15 protein-coding genes are annotated in these 18,702 nt (G+C 69.0%); 4 read left to right on the top strand and 11 right to left on the bottom strand.

Annotation, left to right across the window (positions count from 1 at the left end; all coding sequences use genetic code 11):
• Positions 1-12: 12 nt before the first annotated feature.
• The gene (locus tag WME89_RS40805; RefSeq protein WP_438004987.1) at positions 13-2,064 is read right to left on the bottom strand and encodes a WD40/YVTN/BNR-like repeat-containing protein; all 2,052 of its coding nucleotides are present in this window, start codon (positions 2,062-2,064) and stop codon (positions 13-15) included.
• A gap of 467 nt (positions 2,065-2,531) precedes the next feature.
• Between WME89_RS40805 and WME89_RS40810 the strand changes: the two genes are divergently transcribed.
• From WME89_RS40810 to WME89_RS40820, 3 genes are all read left to right on the top strand, one after another.
• Complete coding sequence (locus WME89_RS40810; protein ID WP_438004988.1) at positions 2,532-2,858, top strand: hypothetical protein; 327 nt, start codon at positions 2,532-2,534, stop codon at positions 2,856-2,858.
• A 241-nt stretch (positions 2,859-3,099) separates the two neighbouring features.
• Entirely contained in the window at positions 3,100-3,498 is a 399-nt protein-coding gene (gene msrB, locus WME89_RS40815; protein ID WP_438004989.1) for a peptide-methionine (R)-S-oxide reductase MsrB, read from the top strand.
• Between the two features lie 1,331 nt (positions 3,499-4,829).
• Positions 4,830-5,315: an N-acetyltransferase family protein gene (locus WME89_RS40820; protein WP_438004990.1), complete on the top strand. Its 486-nt coding sequence runs from the start codon at positions 4,830-4,832 to the stop codon at positions 5,313-5,315.
• 199 nt (positions 5,316-5,514) lie between these two features.
• Here WME89_RS40820 and WME89_RS40825 read toward each other — a convergent pair whose 3' ends face one another.
• The 10 genes from WME89_RS40825 to WME89_RS40870 form a co-directional block, all read right to left on the bottom strand.
• Complete coding sequence (locus tag WME89_RS40825) at positions 5,515-5,865, bottom strand: hypothetical protein (protein ID WP_438004991.1); 351 nt, start codon at positions 5,863-5,865, stop codon at positions 5,515-5,517.
• 258 nt (positions 5,866-6,123) lie between these two features.
• Positions 6,124-6,846, bottom strand: coding sequence for an alpha/beta hydrolase (locus WME89_RS40830; RefSeq protein ID WP_438004992.1), 723 nt, complete (start codon positions 6,844-6,846; stop codon positions 6,124-6,126).
• Positions 6,847-6,934: 88 nt separating this feature from the next.
• Positions 6,935-7,405, bottom strand: a complete 471-nt coding sequence (locus tag WME89_RS40835; protein ID WP_438004993.1) for a hypothetical protein — start codon at positions 7,403-7,405, stop codon at positions 6,935-6,937.
• A gap of 94 nt (positions 7,406-7,499) precedes the next feature.
• Entirely contained in the window at positions 7,500-7,874 is a 375-nt protein-coding gene (locus tag WME89_RS40840) for a DUF4150 domain-containing protein (protein WP_437284680.1), read from the bottom strand.
• Positions 7,875-7,880: 6 nt separating this feature from the next.
• A complete protein-coding gene (locus WME89_RS40845; RefSeq protein WP_438004994.1) occupies positions 7,881-8,471 on the bottom strand; it encodes a DUF3540 domain-containing protein in 591 nt (196 codons plus the stop codon).
• A 68-nt stretch (positions 8,472-8,539) separates the two neighbouring features.
• Positions 8,540-9,631 (bottom strand): pentapeptide repeat-containing protein, encoded by a 1,092-nt coding sequence (locus tag WME89_RS40850; RefSeq protein WP_438004995.1) that lies wholly within the window; start codon positions 9,629-9,631, stop codon positions 8,540-8,542.
• Positions 9,624-12,779, bottom strand: coding sequence for a DUF2169 domain-containing protein (locus WME89_RS40855; protein WP_438004996.1), 3,156 nt, complete (start codon positions 12,777-12,779; stop codon positions 9,624-9,626). The genes WME89_RS40850 and WME89_RS40855 overlap by 8 nt, the downstream gene beginning before the upstream one ends.
• A gap of 82 nt (positions 12,780-12,861) precedes the next feature.
• On the bottom strand, positions 12,862-15,276 hold the full coding sequence (locus tag WME89_RS40860) for a type VI secretion system Vgr family protein (protein WP_438004997.1): 2,415 nt from the start codon (positions 15,274-15,276) through the stop codon (positions 12,862-12,864).
• 362 nt (positions 15,277-15,638) lie between these two features.
• Positions 15,639-16,700, bottom strand: coding sequence for a Kelch repeat-containing protein (locus WME89_RS40865; protein ID WP_438004998.1), 1,062 nt, complete (start codon positions 16,698-16,700; stop codon positions 15,639-15,641).
• Positions 16,701-16,748: 48 nt separating this feature from the next.
• Complete coding sequence (locus WME89_RS40870) at positions 16,749-17,465, bottom strand: hypothetical protein (RefSeq protein WP_438004999.1); 717 nt, start codon at positions 17,463-17,465, stop codon at positions 16,749-16,751.
• Positions 17,466-17,727: 262 nt separating this feature from the next.
• Here WME89_RS40870 and WME89_RS40875 point away from each other — a divergent pair, with 262 nt between their 5' ends.
• Positions 17,728-18,471, top strand: a complete 744-nt coding sequence (locus tag WME89_RS40875; RefSeq protein WP_438005000.1) for a TVP38/TMEM64 family protein — start codon at positions 17,728-17,730, stop codon at positions 18,469-18,471.
• The last annotated feature ends 231 nt before the right edge of the window (positions 18,472-18,702 follow it).

An 18,702-nucleotide genomic window follows, 5' to 3' on the forward strand; every position in this document is an offset into this window, starting at 1 on the left:
GCTCCGCGGCGTTCACCACGCCGTGGTCGTCGTGCTCAGGTAGTGGCCGAGCGCGGTGTTCAGGTAGATGCGGTCGTCGGCCAGGGCCACGGCCCGAGGCGCCGCGTTGACCCCGAGCAGGCGGCTCTCCCAGGTATCGCCGTCGTCGCGCGACATGGAGATGCCTTCTCCGAAGGCGAAGACATTGCCCTTCGAGTCGACCAGCACATTCCAGGCGGCGTCGGTGACCTCGGTGAAGGAGACGCCCCTGTCGATCGAGCGGAAGATTCCCTTGTAGGAGCCGAGGAACAGGTGGCCGTTCGGGGCGGCCGCGAGCTTGACGTAGTTCTCGTCGTTGTCGAGGGGCAAGCCGTCGAGGGGCTCGAACGTCCTGCCGCCGTCGAGCGAGCGAACCAGAGACCGCGAGCCATGAGCGTAGAGATCGCCGTCGTCGGTGAAGACGACCCCCGTGATGTCTCGCGATTCATCCGATACCGGTTCCCAGGACACGCCGCCGTCGCTCGAGAACCCTTGCCTGGAGCTGTAGAGGCGGCCGTCTGGATGGAGGGCGATCGCGCCCACATTCAGGGTCGCGTCGACCACGCTCCACGAGCCGCCGCGGTCCGACGAGCGATAGAGCCCGACGCCCGAGGTGGCGAGCATCGTTCCATCTCCCATCTGGATCACGGTACTGATGAACGGCAGCGGCTGGCCGTCGAGCTCGAGGGGAGCCCACGAGGCGCCGGCGTCCGTCGACCGGTACCTCCTCTCCTGATCGTCGAAGAACAGCGTGCCGTCCGGCGTCGCAGCCACCCATTGGACGTTCGTGAGGTTCGCCTCGGCGAGGCGCCGCCACGTCGGACACGCCGGGCAGCTTCCGCCGCAGTCGGCGCCCTGCTCACCCGGGCCCTGGGCTCCGTCGGTGCATGACGCCGGGAGCGGCTCGCCACGGCGCTCGTGCTTGCCCCAGAACGTGGTCGGCCGGCTCACGAACACCTGGTCGTTGTTGTCGAGGACCACGAGGCGATCGTCGGGGAGCATCACCATCGACCGGAAGCCGAACAGCTCGCCGTCCCCCCGCTCGGTCCAGGTGAGCCCGCCGTCCTCGGACATGTCCACGCCGGTCCCGCCCGAGAAGAGCAGATCCGTCGAGTTGGCCGCGAGCACCCGGGCCGAGACGTCGACCGCTTCGCCATGCTGCCAGGAGTCGCCGCGATCGGCGGACGACAGGGGAGGAGTCGCACCTCGCCCGACGAGCACGACCCCATCGGAGAGCTCGACGAGCCCGGCGGCTGTATCGCCCTCCGTATAGGCCACCTCGAACCAGGTGGCGCCGCGATCGAGCGACCGCATCACCAGCTTGTAGGACATCAGGAACCAGATCCCGTCGGCGTTGACCTCCAGGCGGACCAGATCGCCACCTCCGAAGCCGCCGGCGACGAGCTCCCAGCTCAACCCGGCGTCCGTCGACCGGTAGAGGTCGTTGCCGAGCCCGGCGTAGAGCGCGTCATCGATCACCTTCAAGAACCCGGGGCTGAACTCGGGGTTGATGACCTGCCATGTCAGCCCGTCGTCGTCGGAGCGCACGAGGCCCTCGCCCGCGCCATAGATCTCGCCGCTGCTCCCGTTGGCCAGCGGCTTCACTGTGGCGTTTTCACCGTCCGCCAGCACCCGCTGCCACGCGCCGTCCAGCCGCTCGAGCCGGGTGAGCCAGTCATACTCGTTGCTCCCCAGCAGGGTCCCCTGCCGGGTGAGGAACAGAGAGACCGCGCCGGAGGGCGCGACGCGCTGCCAGAACACGCAGGGCTCGCACGGGCCGCCGCAGTCCACGTCGTCTTCACGCTGGTTGCGCTCGCCGTCGGAGCAGGTCCCGGGGTCGTCGAACGGGTGATCGGCGCCTGCCCCACCCTCCCCGGAGCCGCTTCCCGTGCTGCCGCCCCCGCCGGCGTGCGCGCCGCTCGTGCTCGTCGCCGCGCCGGCGGAGCTCCCGTCCGAGCAGCCCGTCAAGAGCGCCCAGGCCAGCATCGAGATGGCCGCCGACACCAGGCCGAGGTTCCCGCTGCGCCGCTGCCGTTCGATCGTCATTCACCGCTCCACCGAACAACCTGCGTCCGCCAGGCCACCTTGGCCTCGCCAGCAGATTGAACAAGGGGGCCAGGAAGCCTGAAGGCGATACGGGAGTCAAGCGTTGGGGGGGCCGCCTGACCACCTCATCCGGCCATCCGGCCATCGGGCCAGCTGCCATCCGAACACCTCCTGCGAGGCTCCGGTCTGCTGGTGCACCTGTTCCGCGATCATCGCTTCTTCGAAGGCGAAGAGAGCCCTTTCCGGCTGGATCCCGAGCGGGCCGCGCATGTGCTGGGGCTCTCGTCCTGACCGGGAGCGCGCTGGTCTGTGGGCGCGATGCTCCGCCGAACCAGCCGCTGGCGAGGACGGCTTCGCCACGCGGCTGTCCGGGGTGGCCTTCTCTTCCTCCTTGCATGTGAAAGCCGCCACAAGGTACTTTCCTGGCGCGATAGCAGTCCCCGCTCGAACAGCTCAAGGAGATCATCATGCCGTGGTATGTCCATCCCGCGCACTTCTTCGGTGGGGCGTTCTTCGCCAATGCGCTCCCTCACCTGATCGCGGGCGTGTCCGGCCTACCGTTGCAGAGCCCATTCGCATCACCGCCCTTCAAGGGGTTGTCGTCGCCGACGGTGAACGTTGCCTGGGCGCTGGCCAACCTCGCCATCGCGTATCTCTTGCTCGTGCGATTCGCTGCATTCGACCTCAGGAGCTGGTCTGACGTTGGTGTCTGTTTCGTCGGGTTCGGCACCATGGCCCTCCTGTGCTCTCGTTCTCTAGGTCGCCTTCGCAAGATGGCCGTCCCCTTCTCATGAGCTGTTTGGCGCCAGGATGACATCGGAGATCGCTTTCGAAGCAGTGGAAGACATCCACGTGAGCAAGCGGACCTGCTGGTGTGCGCCCGCTCGATAATGGCGGTCGCGATGGCCTCCGCTGCGCCTGATCGGAGCGATGGCGTTGCACTCGCAATGCGCGAACGCTAGCCTGAGCGCCATGTGGGCCGCCGGCGCCAAGCCGATCGCGCACGACGTCAGGGATTGACGACGGGACCGAACGATGGCGGATGAAAAAATCCCCAAGACCGAGCCCGAGTGGCTCTTGCTGCTCGGGCCTCACCGCTACCGGATGCTCCGCTACGGCAACACCGAACGCCCGTTCACGGGAGAATACTGGAACCATCACGGCACGGGCGTCTATCGATGCGCCGGCTGCGGCGCCCGACTCTTTTCGTCGCGGGCGAAATTCGACTCCGGGACGGGCTGGCCCAGCTTCACCGCCGTCCTCGACGAGAAGCGGATCGAGCGCCGGGCCGACCAGAAGCATGGACTCGATCGGGTGGAGGTCGTGTGCGCCCGCTGCAATGGACATCTGGGGCACGTCTTCGACGACGGGCCGGAGCCGACGGGCGAGCGCTTTTGCATCAACTCCGCTTCCCTCGAGTTCGAGAGCGAATGACGCAATGCGGCGAACGTCACACCGACAGCTTGGCCGTGACCAGCGCGGTCCCGCCGAGCGCCTCGCGGAGCGCCCGGGTGTCGAGGACGTGGACCTCGCTGGGTAAAGCTGTCGATGATGGCCGTTCCAGGATGGGATGATAGCCGGCCCATCATTCCATGGTAGCGAGGCCATCATCGACCTTGAAGGCCTCCGGGGGGAACGACGAAACCTCTTGTCCGTTTTTGGGGTTCATGCTTGCTCGCTGCGCTTTCGTCCCTGTGTCTGCTTCGACTTCTGCTCGTCTCGAGCTCTAACCCCCGCATGACGCCTCTGCCCCCTGAAACGCTCACGCCTGGGCGCAGTTCTCCTGCATCGCGGACGGCGCCGCCGCGGCCAAGGGCGCGAGCCTCGGGAAGCTCAGCCTCAGCCTCGTCGAGGCGAGCGAAGCCGGCGTCGAGACCACCTACCGGCGCAGGTCGACCGGACAGGCCATGCCCTCCGCCCGTGGCGTGGCATGTAGCGGGGAGCGGTGGCGGTCACCCTCCGCCATGGAGCCGCCACCCCGGGGCTGGATCTCTCCTCGCGTTCTCCCGTCCTTTTGTGTCGGCATGGAGCGTGCTCAAGGTCGAGCGTCATGCCGACGCTCGAGCACAACGCCCTCGTCGAGATGTTCCGTGAGGACCTCTCCGGCGCCGAGGCGTCGGCGGCAGAAATCTCAATTATTTCAACGGATTCCGGCTGATGCTTGGCCGAGTCGTCTGCCGGCGTGGGCCCAACGCGCGAGCCTGCTCCGTCGGGTGTACCTCGAGGACGTGTTGGCCTGCCCGTGTGGCGGCCGGCGGAGGCTCGTGGCCGACATCTCCGAGCGCGAGGTCATCGTCGCCATCCTCAAGCATCTCGGGCTCCCGAGCCAGGCGCCTGCCATCCCGCGTGCGCGGAGCCCGAGCTGCGAAGCGGCATGAGCGCCGCGGGCCAAGCCCCCTGGCGCCCGCAACGCCGGCGTCCACGCCGACGTGCGCCCGCGGCGCTGCCCGCGCCACAGGTTCGGGGCAAACGTGCTCGGTCGCACAGCGCCGACCGAGCCGGGGCGCCCCGGCGACCGGCGACTGGGCGGTAAAAGGGGGCCATCAACCAGGACATCGGGGAGATGGTCGGCGGGACCGTCGTGCCGGTGACCAACGGGGTGCGGGTGAGGACCTATCGCGCCGCCGGGGGCGCGCGACCTCCACTTCACGGTGGTCAGGCGCTGATAGCGCGGCCGCGCCGGGCAGCCACTGCTCCTGCCAGCGGCCTCGCCGGTGGCGTAAGTAGCTGGTCCGCTCGGAGGATCAACCGCTACTCTGGGCGCCGTGCAGATCCGGGAGTTCACCGAGGGTGACTGGTCTCAGGTGTGGACGATCGTGCGGGAGGTGGTGCAGGCGCAGGAGACCTTCGCGTACGACCCGGAGATGACCGTCGAGCAGGCACACGACATCTGGGTCGAGGTACCGCCCGGGTTGACGGTGGTTGCCGTCGAGGACAGCTGCGTCCTCGGAACTGCCAAGATGGGAACGAATCGTCCCGGACCGGGATCACATGTGTCGACAGCGAGCTTCATGGTCGCTGCCGACGCCCGGGGTCGGGGTGTGGGTACCGCGTTGTGCCGGTTCGCGCTGGACTGGGCCCGGAGACGCGGATACGCCGGAATGCAGTTCAACGCCGTGGTCGAGTCGAATCGCTCAGCTGTAGAACTCTATAAGCGGCATGGCTTCAGCGTGATCGGCACGGTACCCCGCGCCTTCGCGCATCCGGCTCTGGGACGCGTGGGGCTGCACGTCATGTACCGCGACCTCTGAACCGCCGCCAGCGAGGCGTCGCGACGCTCGCGGTCCCGCCACTTCGGTTCGCCGCGCCACACTTCTTCGCGCAGCGATCCGGCTTCTTTTACCTACGCGCTCATTCGGCTGTGTAACTTTGTCTACACCACGCTGGCTCGATCGCCGGATCCTCGGTCGCTACAGGGTCGCCGCTCCTCGTCGTCGTGAGTCCGCAGCGCTACTCGAACTCCACCAGCAGGCGCTCGCCTTCTCGGAGGAAGCGCACCGGTCGCTCCATTCCGGCCTGGAACTGTGGCGCCTCCATGGGCCGCACGCAGTAGTCGGCGGTGCCCTGGAACTCGGGGCCACCGGCGCGGGGACGAATGTCGAGGGTGAAGCGGAGGATGGAGTTGCCCCCGTGGCTGACGGCGGTGGGATCCCAGCGGAGGATGCGCCCCGTCCCCGGTTCGCCTTGCGAGAGCACCTTCGCGCGGCGCATGTCGACCCCGATGGTGAACCGCAGCCAAACCACCAATCCACCAACAACAAACAGGCCGAGAAGCGCGGCCCCCACGATGAGCTCCGTCATGGGCGAATGCTAGCAGATGCGGCTAGCGACCAGCCAGCGCACCCTACAGCCCGAGTATCTCGCGCGCGGGCGCGCAGCGAACGGGAAAAGGTCGCCTTCGCGCCGGGGTGTCCTCGGCGATGATGCGGCGCCATGCGCGGGGTGATGCCCTCAGCGCAAGGGCCGCGACAAGAACGGCGTCCGAGGGCGGCGCCCCGGCGTCCCTGTCCGACTGACCACGCCATGCCACCCGAATGACGGGCGGGTCCCGGCGAGCGCTTACCGGGTGCTTCGCCCGGGTGGCGGTGGAAAGGCCGGGACCGTAAAAGTGGGCGCCGGGAGCGTGATCTCGGCCGGCAGCTTGGCGGCCCCGCCCGATCGGAAGAACTCGAGGATCGCGTCGAACACGGCAGGATGATTCCTGGTCAGCCGGCTCGGCATCGCGTGCTCGCCGCGGTGGACGATGGTCGTGTGGCTGTTGGGGAAGTAGGGCGCGATCTGCAGCATATTCTCGACGGGCGTGGAGACATCCCAGTCGCCATTCAAGAACAAGACCCGTATCTGGCTCGTCGAGGGAGCGCGCATCGCGTCGCCGAGATCAGGCGTCGGCCACGAGGCCCGAGAGCCCTGGTGCGGGGCGAAGCTCCAGGTGCCGAGGTAGTGCGTCGCGGGGTCGGTCTGCAGCAGGTGATTGCGCGCCGTGCTGACGCCGAGCCCCGAATCGATAAGTGGGGTGATGACGCTGGAGAACGGAGACCCCCTTCGACTCGCCGTCTCTGCGCGCGCCCAGTCTTCGTAGTGCCCATGGTAGAGCGACAGGATGAAGGCCGGCCAAACCTCGGCCTCCTCTTGAATCAACGCGGCCTGAAGGTCTTCCAGCCCGAGCACCACGGCCTCGGTCTTTCGCGCAGCCTTGATTCGCGCGAACCCGATGCTGATCACGCGGCTCTTCGCCGCCGCGCGGTTCTCCAGGACATAGAGAGTGCCGATCTCGTACGGCACCGCCTCCCCCTCCGCGGTCTTCACGGACCTGCTCTCAATCGAGGCGGGCGTCGGGGTCCCCGGTGCGCCACAGCGCCCGGCCAGGCGCTCAGCGAGCGTTGCAGGCGAAGACGTGCTCGATGGCGTCCACGCACATCTGCTCCGCGACATCCTGCGTGATCCGGGACAGCACCCGGAATCGCGTGAGCTCGGTCAACGTCTGGGCCACGTTGACCTCGGCGATCACCTCTCCATCGCCCTCGGCATCCGCCCTGGAGAAGAGGCGGATCAGGTTGTTGGCGTCCGCCGGCACGCCCCGGAGCAGGATGTGAAACTCGAGGCTGGGGGTCTGTTCGCCCACGTCCTGCTCGATCCGGTAGCCATGGCCCGACGCGGCGAGCTCGTCGCCGATGGCCGCGAGCGTGGGCACGATGATGTCGGCCAGGATCCGCCGGAACTCGGCGTTGAAGCGCTCGCGCCGGTCGGGCACGTCAGCGCCGCTCGTGTCCCGGGCGAGGCGCGGGCCGTATTTTCTCTGGATGATCGCCAGGCGGATGCGGGCGTGCTCATGGATGGCCATGCTTGTGTCTCTCGACGGGCAGAGCAGCACAGGGGTCGTGGTCGCTCTCGCGGACGGCGCTCGCGGACGGCTCTCGTGGACGGGCGCGCGGACCTCAGAGGAGCAGGACCTTCGGCTGGCTCGGGACGATGTTCGTCCCGTTGATGTTGATCTGGTTCTGGAGGCCCGTGGCGCCGAGCCGCACCGCCGGCTTGTTCTGGAGCAGCAGCTTGGGATAGGGGACGAGGCGCCGCGAGGGGCCCATGTTGCGACGGGAGACCACGCCGCCGAGGATCCCAGGGTTATCTCCCATGGAGATGGGGATGATGGTCGCGATGGTATGGGCGGCGCCCCTCCCCAGGATCACCTTGTAGGCGACGGACGTCCCCATGCATCGGTTTGCGGTGTTCGGGTACGGGATGGGCCCCGGCAAGCAGACGTCCGGGACGCCGAAGTCGATCCCACCGCCCGAGGTGATGGCAAAGCACATGTCCGGTCACCCTACCTGGATCTGGTCGGCGTCGATCTTCACGACGTGCGACGCGGTGATCTTGGCGTTCTCGCCGTGCATGGCGAGGCCGCCCTTGGCCGCATAGTCGATGCGCTCGGCGCGCACGTGGTCGGCCTCTTCCACGATGCGGTAGGAGCGCTTCACCCGCTGCATCAGCCGTTCGAGCTGAGCGTCGAGGCTCCGGCCGATCAGCTTGGCCCGGTCGACCTCCGCGCGGACCACCTCGCTGACGAACGAGAGCACCCCCAGCGCGACGTGCCCCTCCCTGGCCTGGACACGGAAGGTCGACGCGGCCATCGAGAGGTCCTTGCCGGACGCCACGTGCACGCCGTCGGGCGCCGAGAGGCCCAGCGAGCCGCGCTGCAAACGAATCTGGAGATCCCCTTCGGAGACGAGGTGCGAGGGCGCGCCTTCCTCCCGCTCGAGGACGGCGAGGATGTACTGCGTGCCATTCACCGCGGCGAGGAGCGCCAGGTCTCCGGCGGCGGGCTCCAGCAGGCAGCTCGTGGCGCGCTTCGCGCGGACCTCGCCGTCCTCGGTCTCGACAATGTACGTGGAGCCATCGACACGGAGCACGGCGCCATGGTCACCGTAAGCTCCCCGCTCGTATCGCCTCGTCCTTGCTACGCTCTGCATCGTTTTCCTCATGCGTGCGGGGTACGTTGGCCGCCGGCCGGCTGCCCGAGGACGCTGGCCTGCCAGTCTTCTGCTTCCTTGAGCTCCTCGTCGTCGCCGTGCGCCAGCGCCTTGCTCAGCGGCCAGATCGTGCCCTTGTCCGTCACGCGGTGCAGCCGCGCGCGCGCCAGCGTCGCGTCGGAGAAATCGGCGAAGGACACGTCGGCGTGGGAGAGGTCTGCATAGCTCAGGTCCGCCCGGCAGAAGCGGGCACCCGTGCAGCTCGCTCGGTGCCAGACGCTCGTCTCGAGCCGCGCGCCCGAGAAGTTCGCGGCGCCCACACGCGCGTCGACGAAGAGCGCCTGGGTCAGGTCGGCCTGGGTGAGGCTCGCGTTCGTCATGATCGCCTCGACGAAGACGGCCAGCTGGGCGATGGCCCCATCCAGCCTGGCCCCGGTGAGGTCGGCGCCCTTGAAGCTGCATTGCGTCAGCGTGGCCCCGGAGAAGTCGCAGCCGTGCAGGTCGGCGTTCGTGAATTGCGCCCCGCTGAGGTCCATCCGCCGGAAGTCCTTGGGCCCCATCCGCACCTCGACCAGGATCGCTTCCGCGAGGGCAGCGCCCGTGAGAACGGCCTGGGACAGGTCCTGACGGAACAGGACCGACTTGGTCAGGTTGGCGTGGGAGAAGTCCGCGCCTGCGTTCTCGGTCTGAAACAGGGAGGCGTCCGTCAGGTTGGCACGGACCCATCGGGTGTTCTTGAGGCTGGCGTGCTCGATGCCGACCGACGAGAGGTCCGCTCCGGTCAGATCGGCCGCTTCGAGGTTCACGTGCGAGAAGCTCGCTCCAACCAGCGAGGCGTCGGCGAGCGCAGCCCCCGCGAACGTGCAGTCCATGGAGGTGCCAAGGTGAAAATCCAGCCCCTTCAGGTTCGCTCCCGCGAGGTCGCAGCGGTGGAAGATCGCCTCGCGCACCTTGACGCCCGCCAGGTTGGCGCCGGCGAAGCGGACATCCTCGAAGATCCCGCCGGAGAGGTCGAGGCCCGACAGGTCGAGGCCCGACAGGTCCAGCTCCGAGACGACCTCTCCCTCTTCGATCAGCTTGCGCAGCGCATCTCTATCCATGCTGCCTCTGGGCCGGGATCACCCGAAGTCGCTTGAGGTTGGCGCCCTCGAAGCTCGTATCGTTGTCTCCGATCATCCTGTCGGCGCACACGCCGAACAGGTTGGCCTTCTCGAAGATGGCCCCACGGACGCACGCGCTGTTCATGACGCCCTGCCTCAGGTCAGCGGCGTAGAGCGACGCCCCGGTCAGGTTGGTCCGGGTCAGCATGGCCTCGACGAGGTTCGCGCGATCCAGGGTCGCCTCGGTCAGGTCCGCCTCGTCGAGCAACGCGCCGCGCAGGTCGGCGTCGGAGAAGTCGCTGCCGCGAAGGCACGTCCCCATCAGGTTCGCGCCGGTGAGCGTCGCACCGCTGAAGTCCGCGCCCGCGAAGGACGAGCCCTTCACGCTCGCGAGGTCCCTGGCCACGACGTCCCGGAAGATGGCGCCGTCGCCCTCGGCGGCGATGAAGGTGGCGGAGCTCAGGTCGACGCCGGTGAAGTCGACCTCGGTCACGTTCACCTCGTTGAACGTGGCCCCCGAGAGCCGCGCGCCCACGAGGCGCGCTCCCGTGAGGTCCACGCTCTGGAAGGTCGCCTTCTCTGCGACGACGCCCTCCAGGTTGGTGTCGCGGAGATTGGCCTCGGAGAGGTCGGCGCCCGAGAGCTTGGCCCCGGACAGGTCCGCTCCCCAGAGGTCGGCCTTGACGAGCACGGCCTCGCCGAAATCGACGCCTCCGCGAGCCTTCACGTCCCGCAGACACGCCGAGCCGAGATTGGCCCCATCGAGCTTGGCCTCCGAGAGATCCGCGCCCTCCAGGTTCGCGTGCGCCAGGATGGCTCCTGTGAGGTTCGCCTTTCGCAGGTTGCTCCCGTTGAGAAAGGCCGACTCGAGGATGGCGCCGGAGAGGTCGATTCCCGCCAGGTCGAGATGAGAGAGGTCGGCGCCCGTGAGGTCGCACCCCGCAAAGCTCCGCCCTTCGTTGTGCCCGGCCTCGACCTCGTGGCGAACTCGCAGCACCTCTTCGCTCTCGAGGCGCGCCGAGGCCGGCAAGAGATGCGCGAGCAGCCGCCCCTCTTGGCCCCATTCGGCGCGCAACGAGGCCTTCTCGTCCAGTCCCTCCGCAAATTCAGGGGCGTCGTCCTCGGCAAACTCAGCGGCCTCGTCCTCGGCAGATTCAGGCGCGTCGCCCTCGGCAAACTCAGCGGACTCGCCCTCGGCAAACTCAGCGGACTCGTCCTCTGGAAAGGTGTCTCCGGCTGGCTCCTCGGGCTGGGCGCGGGCGGCCTCGGGCGCCTCGTCGGAGATGTCGTCGTCGAGGTCGGCCTGGGGCTCGTCCTCGAGCCCTTGCCAGTCCACCGTCGACAGGATCTCTTCGGTTTTGTCCGGTGCGACGCCCTCGCGCTGCATCGCTTGCCGCAAGCGCTCGCGCGTCTCCAGCACCGAGATCTCGCCCGGCTGGTCGGCGGCGCGCCGGCGCGCTTCCGCGAGCAGCGCACCGACGTCCACTCCTTCAGTCTTCAACGCTCGGCCGGCGATCTGGCTCTCGACCAGGCTGACCGCGGCCTCCTCGGATTCATCGAGGGGCTCGGGGTCCTCGGTGGGGCCTTGCTGGGAGAGATAGGCCTCGGCATCGATGCCCTGGTCCCGCATCCGCTTCTTGGCCAGCTCCAGGATCGCATCCTGCTGGCGAAGCATCTCGGCGTCATCGGCGTCGTCTGCCAGATCGGGGGCCGTCGTCGCGGCCGCAGGCTCGATCGGCTCCGGGTCGGCGTCGTGGTGCGCCTCAGACTCGGGCTCGGACCACGCGAGGCTCTCCTCTTCCTCCCTGCCCTCTGGGAGGTCCATGGCCGGATCCGGCTGGTCCTCGTTGGCCGCGGCGCCGAGGTGCTCGGGGTCGATCCCCACCCCGGCGAGGTCGGCCTCCATCTCTTCGATGTCGGGGTCCCTCTCTGCTCCGGCTCCGCGGACACCGGTGGCGGCGACTCCGGCCGCGGCCGCGCTGGCCGCGGCCGCGCCTCTGACGGCCCGATCCGGAGTACCTCCCAGAAACCCCTGCCGTCTGAGCCTTGACGCGAGCCCCGAGAGCCTGTCATCGGGCAGCGGCGGCGCCTCCGGATCCTCGGGCTCGGGCATGAGCACGTCATCCTCGTCGTCCGGGAGATCGGGGCTCCGGAGGCCAAGCCGGGGGGCCAGGTACTCGTGGTAATACGCGGCGGGCCTGGGAGCGCCCATGGCCTCGCAGGCGACCAGCACGGCCACCACGTCCTTCGCGTCGTCCTCGGCGACCTCGATGCCGCCGCGGAAGAGGACGACTCCCCGCTCGCGGTGCGGGAACAGGCGCACCGTGTCGAGCTTCATGGCGGGCTCGCGGATCTCCACCCCGTCGCTCGTCTTGAGACAGATGAAGCACCGGCTCGCGACCCCGGGGAGGGCGCCCTCGATCCGGGGCTTGTCGGGGTGCATGTTCTCGACCACGAAGCTCTCGTCGCCCCGGAAGAACCCGTCGATCTGCTGATCGTCCGGGGCCATGTTGAACAGCGTCGGGTCCATATCCCGCGCAAAACCAGGGAAGCACTCCTCGCGCCACGCTGTATCGCAGGTGCCGATCTTGGAGAACCTCTGGGGCCAGGTGACGTCGTACCCGTCGAGACCGGCGGGCGCCGGGCGGTCGCCGCGCGCGCGGATCAGGTGCCTGGGCGACTCGATGTTGGGCAGCGCTGCGCTCCTGTCGCCGTGGCCCTTGCCCAGCGGGTTCTTGGCGAACCCCTCTCCGCCAAAGGCGTTGCGCCAGGTGACCGGCATCTCGGTGAAAGGCGTCGGGTCCGACATGCCGAGCAGCCCCCACGTCCGGTCGCCGATGACGTAGAGGTTCTTGTCGATGGATCCGAGCTTCACGCGGACCGAGCTCGCGGGGCGAGCGACGCGCCCCGGCGGATAGCAGCGGCCCGTGACGAGGAGCTCGCCCCGGGTCTTGGGGTTGAACTCGTCGAAGAGGCCATCCTTGCCGAGCTCCTCCGTGGCCATCGTCCAGACCGTCGGCTCGTAGAGCAGCCGGGCCGGCTTTTCATAGGAGAAGCCGACGAAGGCGGTGATCAGGAGGTGCGGGGTGCGCTGGTTCATGAAGACCCTGGGCACCACCCCGAGACGCATGGGCTTGACGATTTTCATCCGACGAAATCCAGGGTAGAGGGCTCGATGGGTCGCATGGCTCAGCGCCGAGCGGGAGCCTGTTCCACACGCGCCAGGTGGATCACTTCAGGATGTGCAAATCCGCGTTCGTGAGCCCGAGGTGGGTCTTGATCTTCATGATCTCGTGTGCGGCGTTGTAACCCTTTGCCCTGATGGTCGAAAGTTTCAATTCCTTGATCTCGTTAGGAGCTTTCTTGAATGCCAGCCCCTTGATATTCTCGTATTTCGTTCCGTTGATGACCTCGACGCGCGACCCGATCTTGGTCTTGTAAAGACCGGTCACTGTGCTTTCGGCGGGGCCATTGATGGTGCTTTCGCTCCGCCCAGTGACCGTGGTTTTCCTCGTGCCGAAGATCTCGGTGGTGGTGCCACCCCTGATCGTCGCCTCGGTTCCCCCCGCGTGAACGGTAGTTTTATGCCCTGCGAGCAGGTCGGAGGTGACGCGACCGACGATTCGGTTCTTCTTCGTGCCCAGGATCTCTTTCGTGCTGTTGCGCCAGACTTTCGAGTCGCTATCTCCGATCACATGGCTCGTTCGCGAACCTTGGACCGTGCCCCTGTCGTTCCCCACGATCCGGGTGGTGCGGTTCCCCGAGACGACCAGACCACTGTTGCCTCTGATGGTGACACTGCGATTGGCCATGAGCAAGGACGTGTCGTCGCCGACGATTTTCGTGTTCCGGCTCTTCGCGATGAAGGTATCTCGCTTTCCGTAGACCCTCGTTTTCTCGTTGCCGACGATGCGTGTGTCGCGATAGCCCAGGACCACGTTCTGCGAGTATCCAGCGACGAAGCTCCCGGAGTATCCCCCGATGATGCTCAAGGCGAAGCCTCCCACGATGCTCTCGGAGATACCCACGGTGATCGCCGTCCGGTTGCCGGTCACGATGTTCTCGGAGGAGCCTCCGATCCACGTGTAGGCGTGGCCCTGCGACTTGACTTCATACGACGCGCCGGCGTTGGGCGCCCCCATCCGGATGTAGGTGTTATCGTAGGGCGTCGACAGGGTGATCCGCTCTTGCCCGGCCTGGTCCTCCAGCTCGAGCCGGTTCCGTCCGCCCGTCTGGAGCACGTTCCGCGTGTTGTTCCCCGAGGTGACCGGGCTCGGCGTCAGCGCGTTGGGCGCGACCCCGACGATGGCCGGCCTGTCGGGGTCGCCCCCCGCAAAGGCGCACATGACCTCCGTGCCCGCTCGGAGCGGGAAGTGGAAGCCCTCGATGCCGCCGCCATGAGGCTGGAGCATCCGGACCCAGGTCGACGCCTTCCCCCCGGTCAGGTCGCTCTCGTCGAAGTGAAACTTGACCCGGTAGCGACCATGGCTGTCGATCTGGGCGTACTCGCTGACCGCCGCACCATCGACGACCGCGGGCTCGGTGCCGTAGATGCGCGGCCACTCGGTGACCTGCGGCGCGCGGAACTGCGCCGTCGCGGCGATGGCCCTGGCCTCGATACGATAGTTATCCTTCCACGGCGTGAGCCCCTCGAGCTCGGGCACCTCCGGGGCCTGGTTGGCCCAGTGCTCGACCTCGGTGGTCAGGTACTTCGTGTTGAACGCGGCCCACGGATGCTCCTCGATCTCGAAGGTAAACCCGGGGTTCATCGTCACCGCCGCGCCCGTCGCCTGGTAGACGACGCCGGCCGCGGAGAGGCTCTCGGCCTTGATCCGCGCCAGCCGCTCCCCCTCGCTCGGCGAGAAGAACCGCGCGCCGTACAGGCTGACCTCACCGAAGCCGTTGGCGGAGACCGACGCCTGCCCGGAGACCGGCACGGCCGGGTTGGCGTAGTCATAGTCCTTGAGGCGGACCGCGCCGGGCACGGTGCCGTGCCGGCAGGTGAACGCGCGGATGGTGTCCCTCGCCGTGTTGGCGCTGGGCTGCGGGTAATAACGAACGGGCTTGCTGGCACCGGGCTGATGGGACGACCGATCGTCGGTCAGCACCAGCGTCTCGCCGCCCTCCCCGTGCTCGAAATAATAGTAGATGCCTTCGCGCTCCATCCACCGGGCGATGAAGGCATAGTCGCTCTCGCGGTACTGGCAGACATGCTCTTCGGGGCGGTAGGCGCCCCGGAGCTGGAGCGAGCAGTCCGTCACGCCGCCCTGTTGAAGGACGCTCTGGAGGATCTCCGGGATGGCCTTCTCGCTGAAGATACGGCTGTGGACCGACAGGGTGAGCAGCTGGAGGCGCGGGACCATGGTGGCCCGGAAGACGCACCGACCGGCGAAGTCGTTGATGAGCTCGATGCTGCCGATCACGCCGCTCCGAACGAAGCGCTCGCCGCCGTCGCTCCGCTCCAGGGAGACGGTGACCGGCTGGCCCACGGCCGCGGCCATGTCGATCTCATGGCCGACGTCGAGCGTCGTTATCAGGTAGAGCTCGAAGCGATAGAGCTTCGAGATGCCCTCGGTGCCATGAAACGCCACGAGCTTGGTGGAAGAGGGGAGGGCGCCCGAGTGGACGACGAACATGTCGGACATGGTGAGCCTTGGGGGTGATGGACAGCAGCAGGCACAAAGACGCGCTGCATAGCCTGGAGAGTCTTTGCGACGGCTGTGTGTCGGGACGCCTGCTTGTTGCTGTCGTCCGGGACGAAACCGACGGCCAGAGCGGAAACCTCCACCAGAATCCGCGGTTTCGCACCGCGCAGGCTGGCGCCATGCTCGAGCCCAGTGCCCTCTCGCTGCGGCCCATTCTGGACCGATCATTCTGGAATGATCAGTCCAGAATGGGTCGCCCGAGAGAGGCTCGCGTGAGCCCAGCACGGTCCCCGCGCCGCGCGTCTCGCGCTCGCACCGCGCGTCTCGCGCTCGCACCGTGGCGGGGCGTCAGCCGGGCGCGATCACTTCGCCACGTCGACCGACTCGACCGAGGCCGTCAGCTCGTTGCTCGCCGCGGAGCGCCCGCCGACCACGATCACCTCGCCGTTGCCCGGGCAGGTCAGGGGGCTGAAGTAGCGCGTGAACTCGAGCTGTCCGGCGGGCTCCCAGCCGTCGCCGGCCTCGTTGAGCCGGAAGAGGCCGTCGGCGTAGTTGACGTAGAGGTCCTCGTCATCGCTGCACGCCGTCGCGCCGAAGCCCTTGATCGGGATCTCCGAGGGGAGCTCGGGGCCCGGCGCCCAGGTCTCGGTCTTCGTGTCGAACGTGTAGACCTCGCCGGAGAACTCCTGGGCGTCGCCCACACCCCCCATCGCGTAGATCACGTCACCGCGCTTCGCGATGCCCAGCGAGCGGAGCTGGAACGGCGGGTCCGGCAGGGGCACCCACGCCGCGTCGGGCGCCGACAGATCGAGCATGAACCCACCCGTCCGGAACTCCCCTGCTCCGATGAGCTCCCAGCCGGCCACCGCGTAGAGGCGATCGCCCACGATCACGGCCCCGTGCCCGGAGCGGCCCTCGGGCATGTCCGGCAGCGCCTGCCACTTCCCCGTGCTCGGATCGTAGCGCTCCACGGTGCTCACCGAGACGAGCTCCTCGGGGTCGCCGGCGGCGTTGTCCGCGCGCAGGCCGCCGACGCGGACCACGAGGCCGCCGTGCGCCACGAGCGCCGTGCTCTCGAGGTGCTCCACGGCCCCGAGGTCTTCCCACGCGCCGCCCGGCGCGAGCGAGAGGCGCCGGAAGGCGCTCGACTGGTTGTCGGCCGCGAACTCGCCGCCCAGGTTCCCGCCGTACGTGTACAGCGCGTTGTCGAGGAGGACGGCGCCGAACGAGCTGACCGCCTCGACGAGGTCGGGGTAGTCGCGCGCTGTCTGGACCTCCGGCTCGACAGGCGGCGTCCCGGGCCCTCCGCCGGTGCCGGGCGCGGCCGGCTGCGCCCCGTCGTCGCCGCAGCCGAGGGCCAGCAGAGCGCTCGCCGCGGCGAGCATACCGAACGTGAAGCGCGGGGATCGGCTCCTGTGCGACATCGTGCCTGTTCTCCTTTCGGTGATGACGTCGGGCGCCGGCGGCGCCGCTCACTCGATTGCGGCCCCGTGGGCGATCCAGCGGCGAACCGTGTCCTTCTCGACGGACGAGAGCGGCCTCAACGTCGGCGGCATGGCGAGACCGCAGCTCTCGGGGCACGAGAGGAGCTCGCACGCCAGCGTGCCGTCGATCTTGTGCATGAGGAAGCTGTGCTCCGGGTCCCCCGGCGCCACGCGCTTCATCCCGGCGGCCTCTCCCGAGTCGACGTCGACGATCTGCGCGCGGATCGCGGCGAGCTCCGCGGCGCCGACCTCCCCCGCCGGCGTCTCCGCGGTCGGTCCCAGGTAGGGCTGCACCGGCGAGCCCACCTTGCTGGAGTGGCACGCGGGTCCGGTCGCGCACGAGCGCTGGAGCAGCGGCAGCACCTCCGCCCTGAAGTCGACGGGGCGCCCCCTGTCGAACGTCGCGTAATCGTGACATGTCGCGCCGCCCTGCCCGGCGCTCGCCGCGCTTCCGCCCTGCCCGCCGGCGCCGCCCTGCCCGCCGCGACCGCCGTCACCGCCGCCGCCGGGGTCACCGCCGCCGCCGGCGTCACCACCGCCGCCGGCGTCACCACCGCCGCCGGCGCCGGGCGCGGCGCCCGGGGGGCCGCCGCACGCGGACGCGAGCGCCAGCACGAGGAGAGGGGCGCGCCGGGAGCACCAGGACGGCGCGCTCCGCGCCGGGAGCGCGGCCCGCGCGCGAGTGAGACGGGGAGCAAGCTTCATCGGCAGGGTCGCGTGGGTAAAGCCTGAGGGCGTGCATACCAGAGCTCGGGGCCGCGCGCGCCGGGCTGTCGAGGCGGAAAGCGGCTCCGCCCGCGCGAGGAGCTGTGGTCCGAGGGGGTCCGAGGGGCGCCTGGTCCGCGGGGCGCTCCCCCGCCCTCCCGGGCTCACGGCCGGGGCGGAGCGTCCCAGGCGACCTATACTCGGGCGCTGGCCGGCGGCTCCACCCCGCGGCGGGCCGGCCTCCCACGGCCCCGGAGCGCTGATGCCGGTATCTTCTTCTGGTCCTGGATCGACCCGCCCCCCCGGGCACACGCCCGTCCCCGGCGCGCCGGCGCGCGCGCGGCGCTCCTGGCCGGGGTGGGCCGTCTTCTCTGGCCTGCTCCTCGCGGCCATCCTCGTGCCGTTCTTCCTGTTCGCCGACCGCCTCGAGGCGGCGGCCCGGGGGCTGCTCGCGTCGCCCCCATCGGGCGCCGCGACGGCGCTCGTGCTGGGAGGGCTGCTCGCGGGCGACGTGGTGCTGCCGGTGCCGTCCAGCTTCGTGAGCACGGCCGCGGGCGGGCTCCTCGGCTTCTGGCGCGGGACGGCGGTCTCCTGGGCGGGCATGACGGCGGGCGCTGCGCTCGGGTACTGGCTCGGCGCGCGGGCCGGCGCGCCGGCGCTGAAGCGGATGGTGGGCGACGCCGAGCTGGCGCGCCTGAACGGGGCCGCGGCGCGGCATGGCGTCTGGTTCTTGCTGCTCTTCCGCGGCGTGCCGGTGCTCTCGGAGGCCTCGGTCATCTTCGCCGGCGCGGGCCGCATGCCCCGCGGCGCGTTCTTCACGGTCACCGCCCTGGCCAACCTGGGCATCTCGGCGACCTACGCGGCCGTGGGCGCCTCCGCGGCGCGGCTCACGTCGGTGCTGCTGCTGGTCGCGGGCGTCGTGCTGCTCCCCGGGCTCGCGATGCTGCTCGTCCGCCTCCCCGAGCGCTGGCGCCGGGCGGCGCAGGCGCGAGGGGCGCCCCGCTAGGCCCTCATCGCGCGCTCGGGAGGTTCATCTCGGACCTGGGAGCTCGCCGGGCAGCGCGCCGCGAGCCGACGGTCGAAGGCGGCTCCGTCAGAGGGGGCGACCCCGCCTCCGAGGACCAGAGACGCGCTCGGCGAGCAACGACGCCTCTCTTGCCTCCGCGCTGCCCTGTGAAGGAACCAGAGCGAAGAAGCCGCGAGCAGGAGACGAGATCCAGGCGCCGTCTGTAAGCAT

Origin of the sequence: Sorangium sp. So ce321, assembly GCF_051530195.1 — a bacterium.
GTDB lineage: Bacteria > Myxococcota_A > Polyangia > Polyangiales > Polyangiaceae > Sorangium.

Bases quoted from the DNA above. Each gene is read 5' to 3' on its own strand.
- WME89_RS40805 (WP_438004987.1), bottom strand. From the start codon at position 2,064: ATGACGATCGAACGGCAGCGGCGCAGCGGGAACCTCGGCCTGGTGTCG.
- WME89_RS40810 (WP_438004988.1), top strand. From the start codon at position 2,532: ATGCCGTGGTATGTCCATCCCGCGCACTTCTTCGGTGGGGCGTTCTTC.
- msrB (WP_438004989.1), top strand. From the start codon at position 3,100: ATGGCGGATGAAAAAATCCCCAAGACCGAGCCCGAGTGGCTCTTGCTG.
- WME89_RS40825 (WP_438004991.1), bottom strand. From the start codon at position 5,865: ATGACGGAGCTCATCGTGGGGGCCGCGCTTCTCGGCCTGTTTGTTGTT.
- WME89_RS40835 (WP_438004993.1), bottom strand. From the start codon at position 7,405: ATGGCCATCCATGAGCACGCCCGCATCCGCCTGGCGATCATCCAGAGA.
- WME89_RS40840 (WP_437284680.1), bottom strand. From the start codon at position 7,874: ATGTGCTTTGCCATCACCTCGGGCGGTGGGATCGACTTCGGCGTCCCG.
- WME89_RS40850 (WP_438004995.1), bottom strand. From the start codon at position 9,631: ATGGATAGAGATGCGCTGCGCAAGCTGATCGAAGAGGGAGAGGTCGTC.
- WME89_RS40855 (WP_438004996.1), bottom strand. From the start codon at position 12,779: ATGAAAATCGTCAAGCCCATGCGTCTCGGGGTGGTGCCCAGGGTCTTC.
- WME89_RS40860 (WP_438004997.1), bottom strand. From the start codon at position 15,276: ATGTCCGACATGTTCGTCGTCCACTCGGGCGCCCTCCCCTCTTCCACC.
- WME89_RS40865 (WP_438004998.1), bottom strand. From the start codon at position 16,700: ATGTCGCACAGGAGCCGATCCCCGCGCTTCACGTTCGGTATGCTCGCC.
- WME89_RS40870 (WP_438004999.1), bottom strand. From the start codon at position 17,465: ATGAAGCTTGCTCCCCGTCTCACTCGCGCGCGGGCCGCGCTCCCGGCG.
- WME89_RS40875 (WP_438005000.1), top strand. From the start codon at position 17,728: ATGCCGGTATCTTCTTCTGGTCCTGGATCGACCCGCCCCCCCGGGCAC.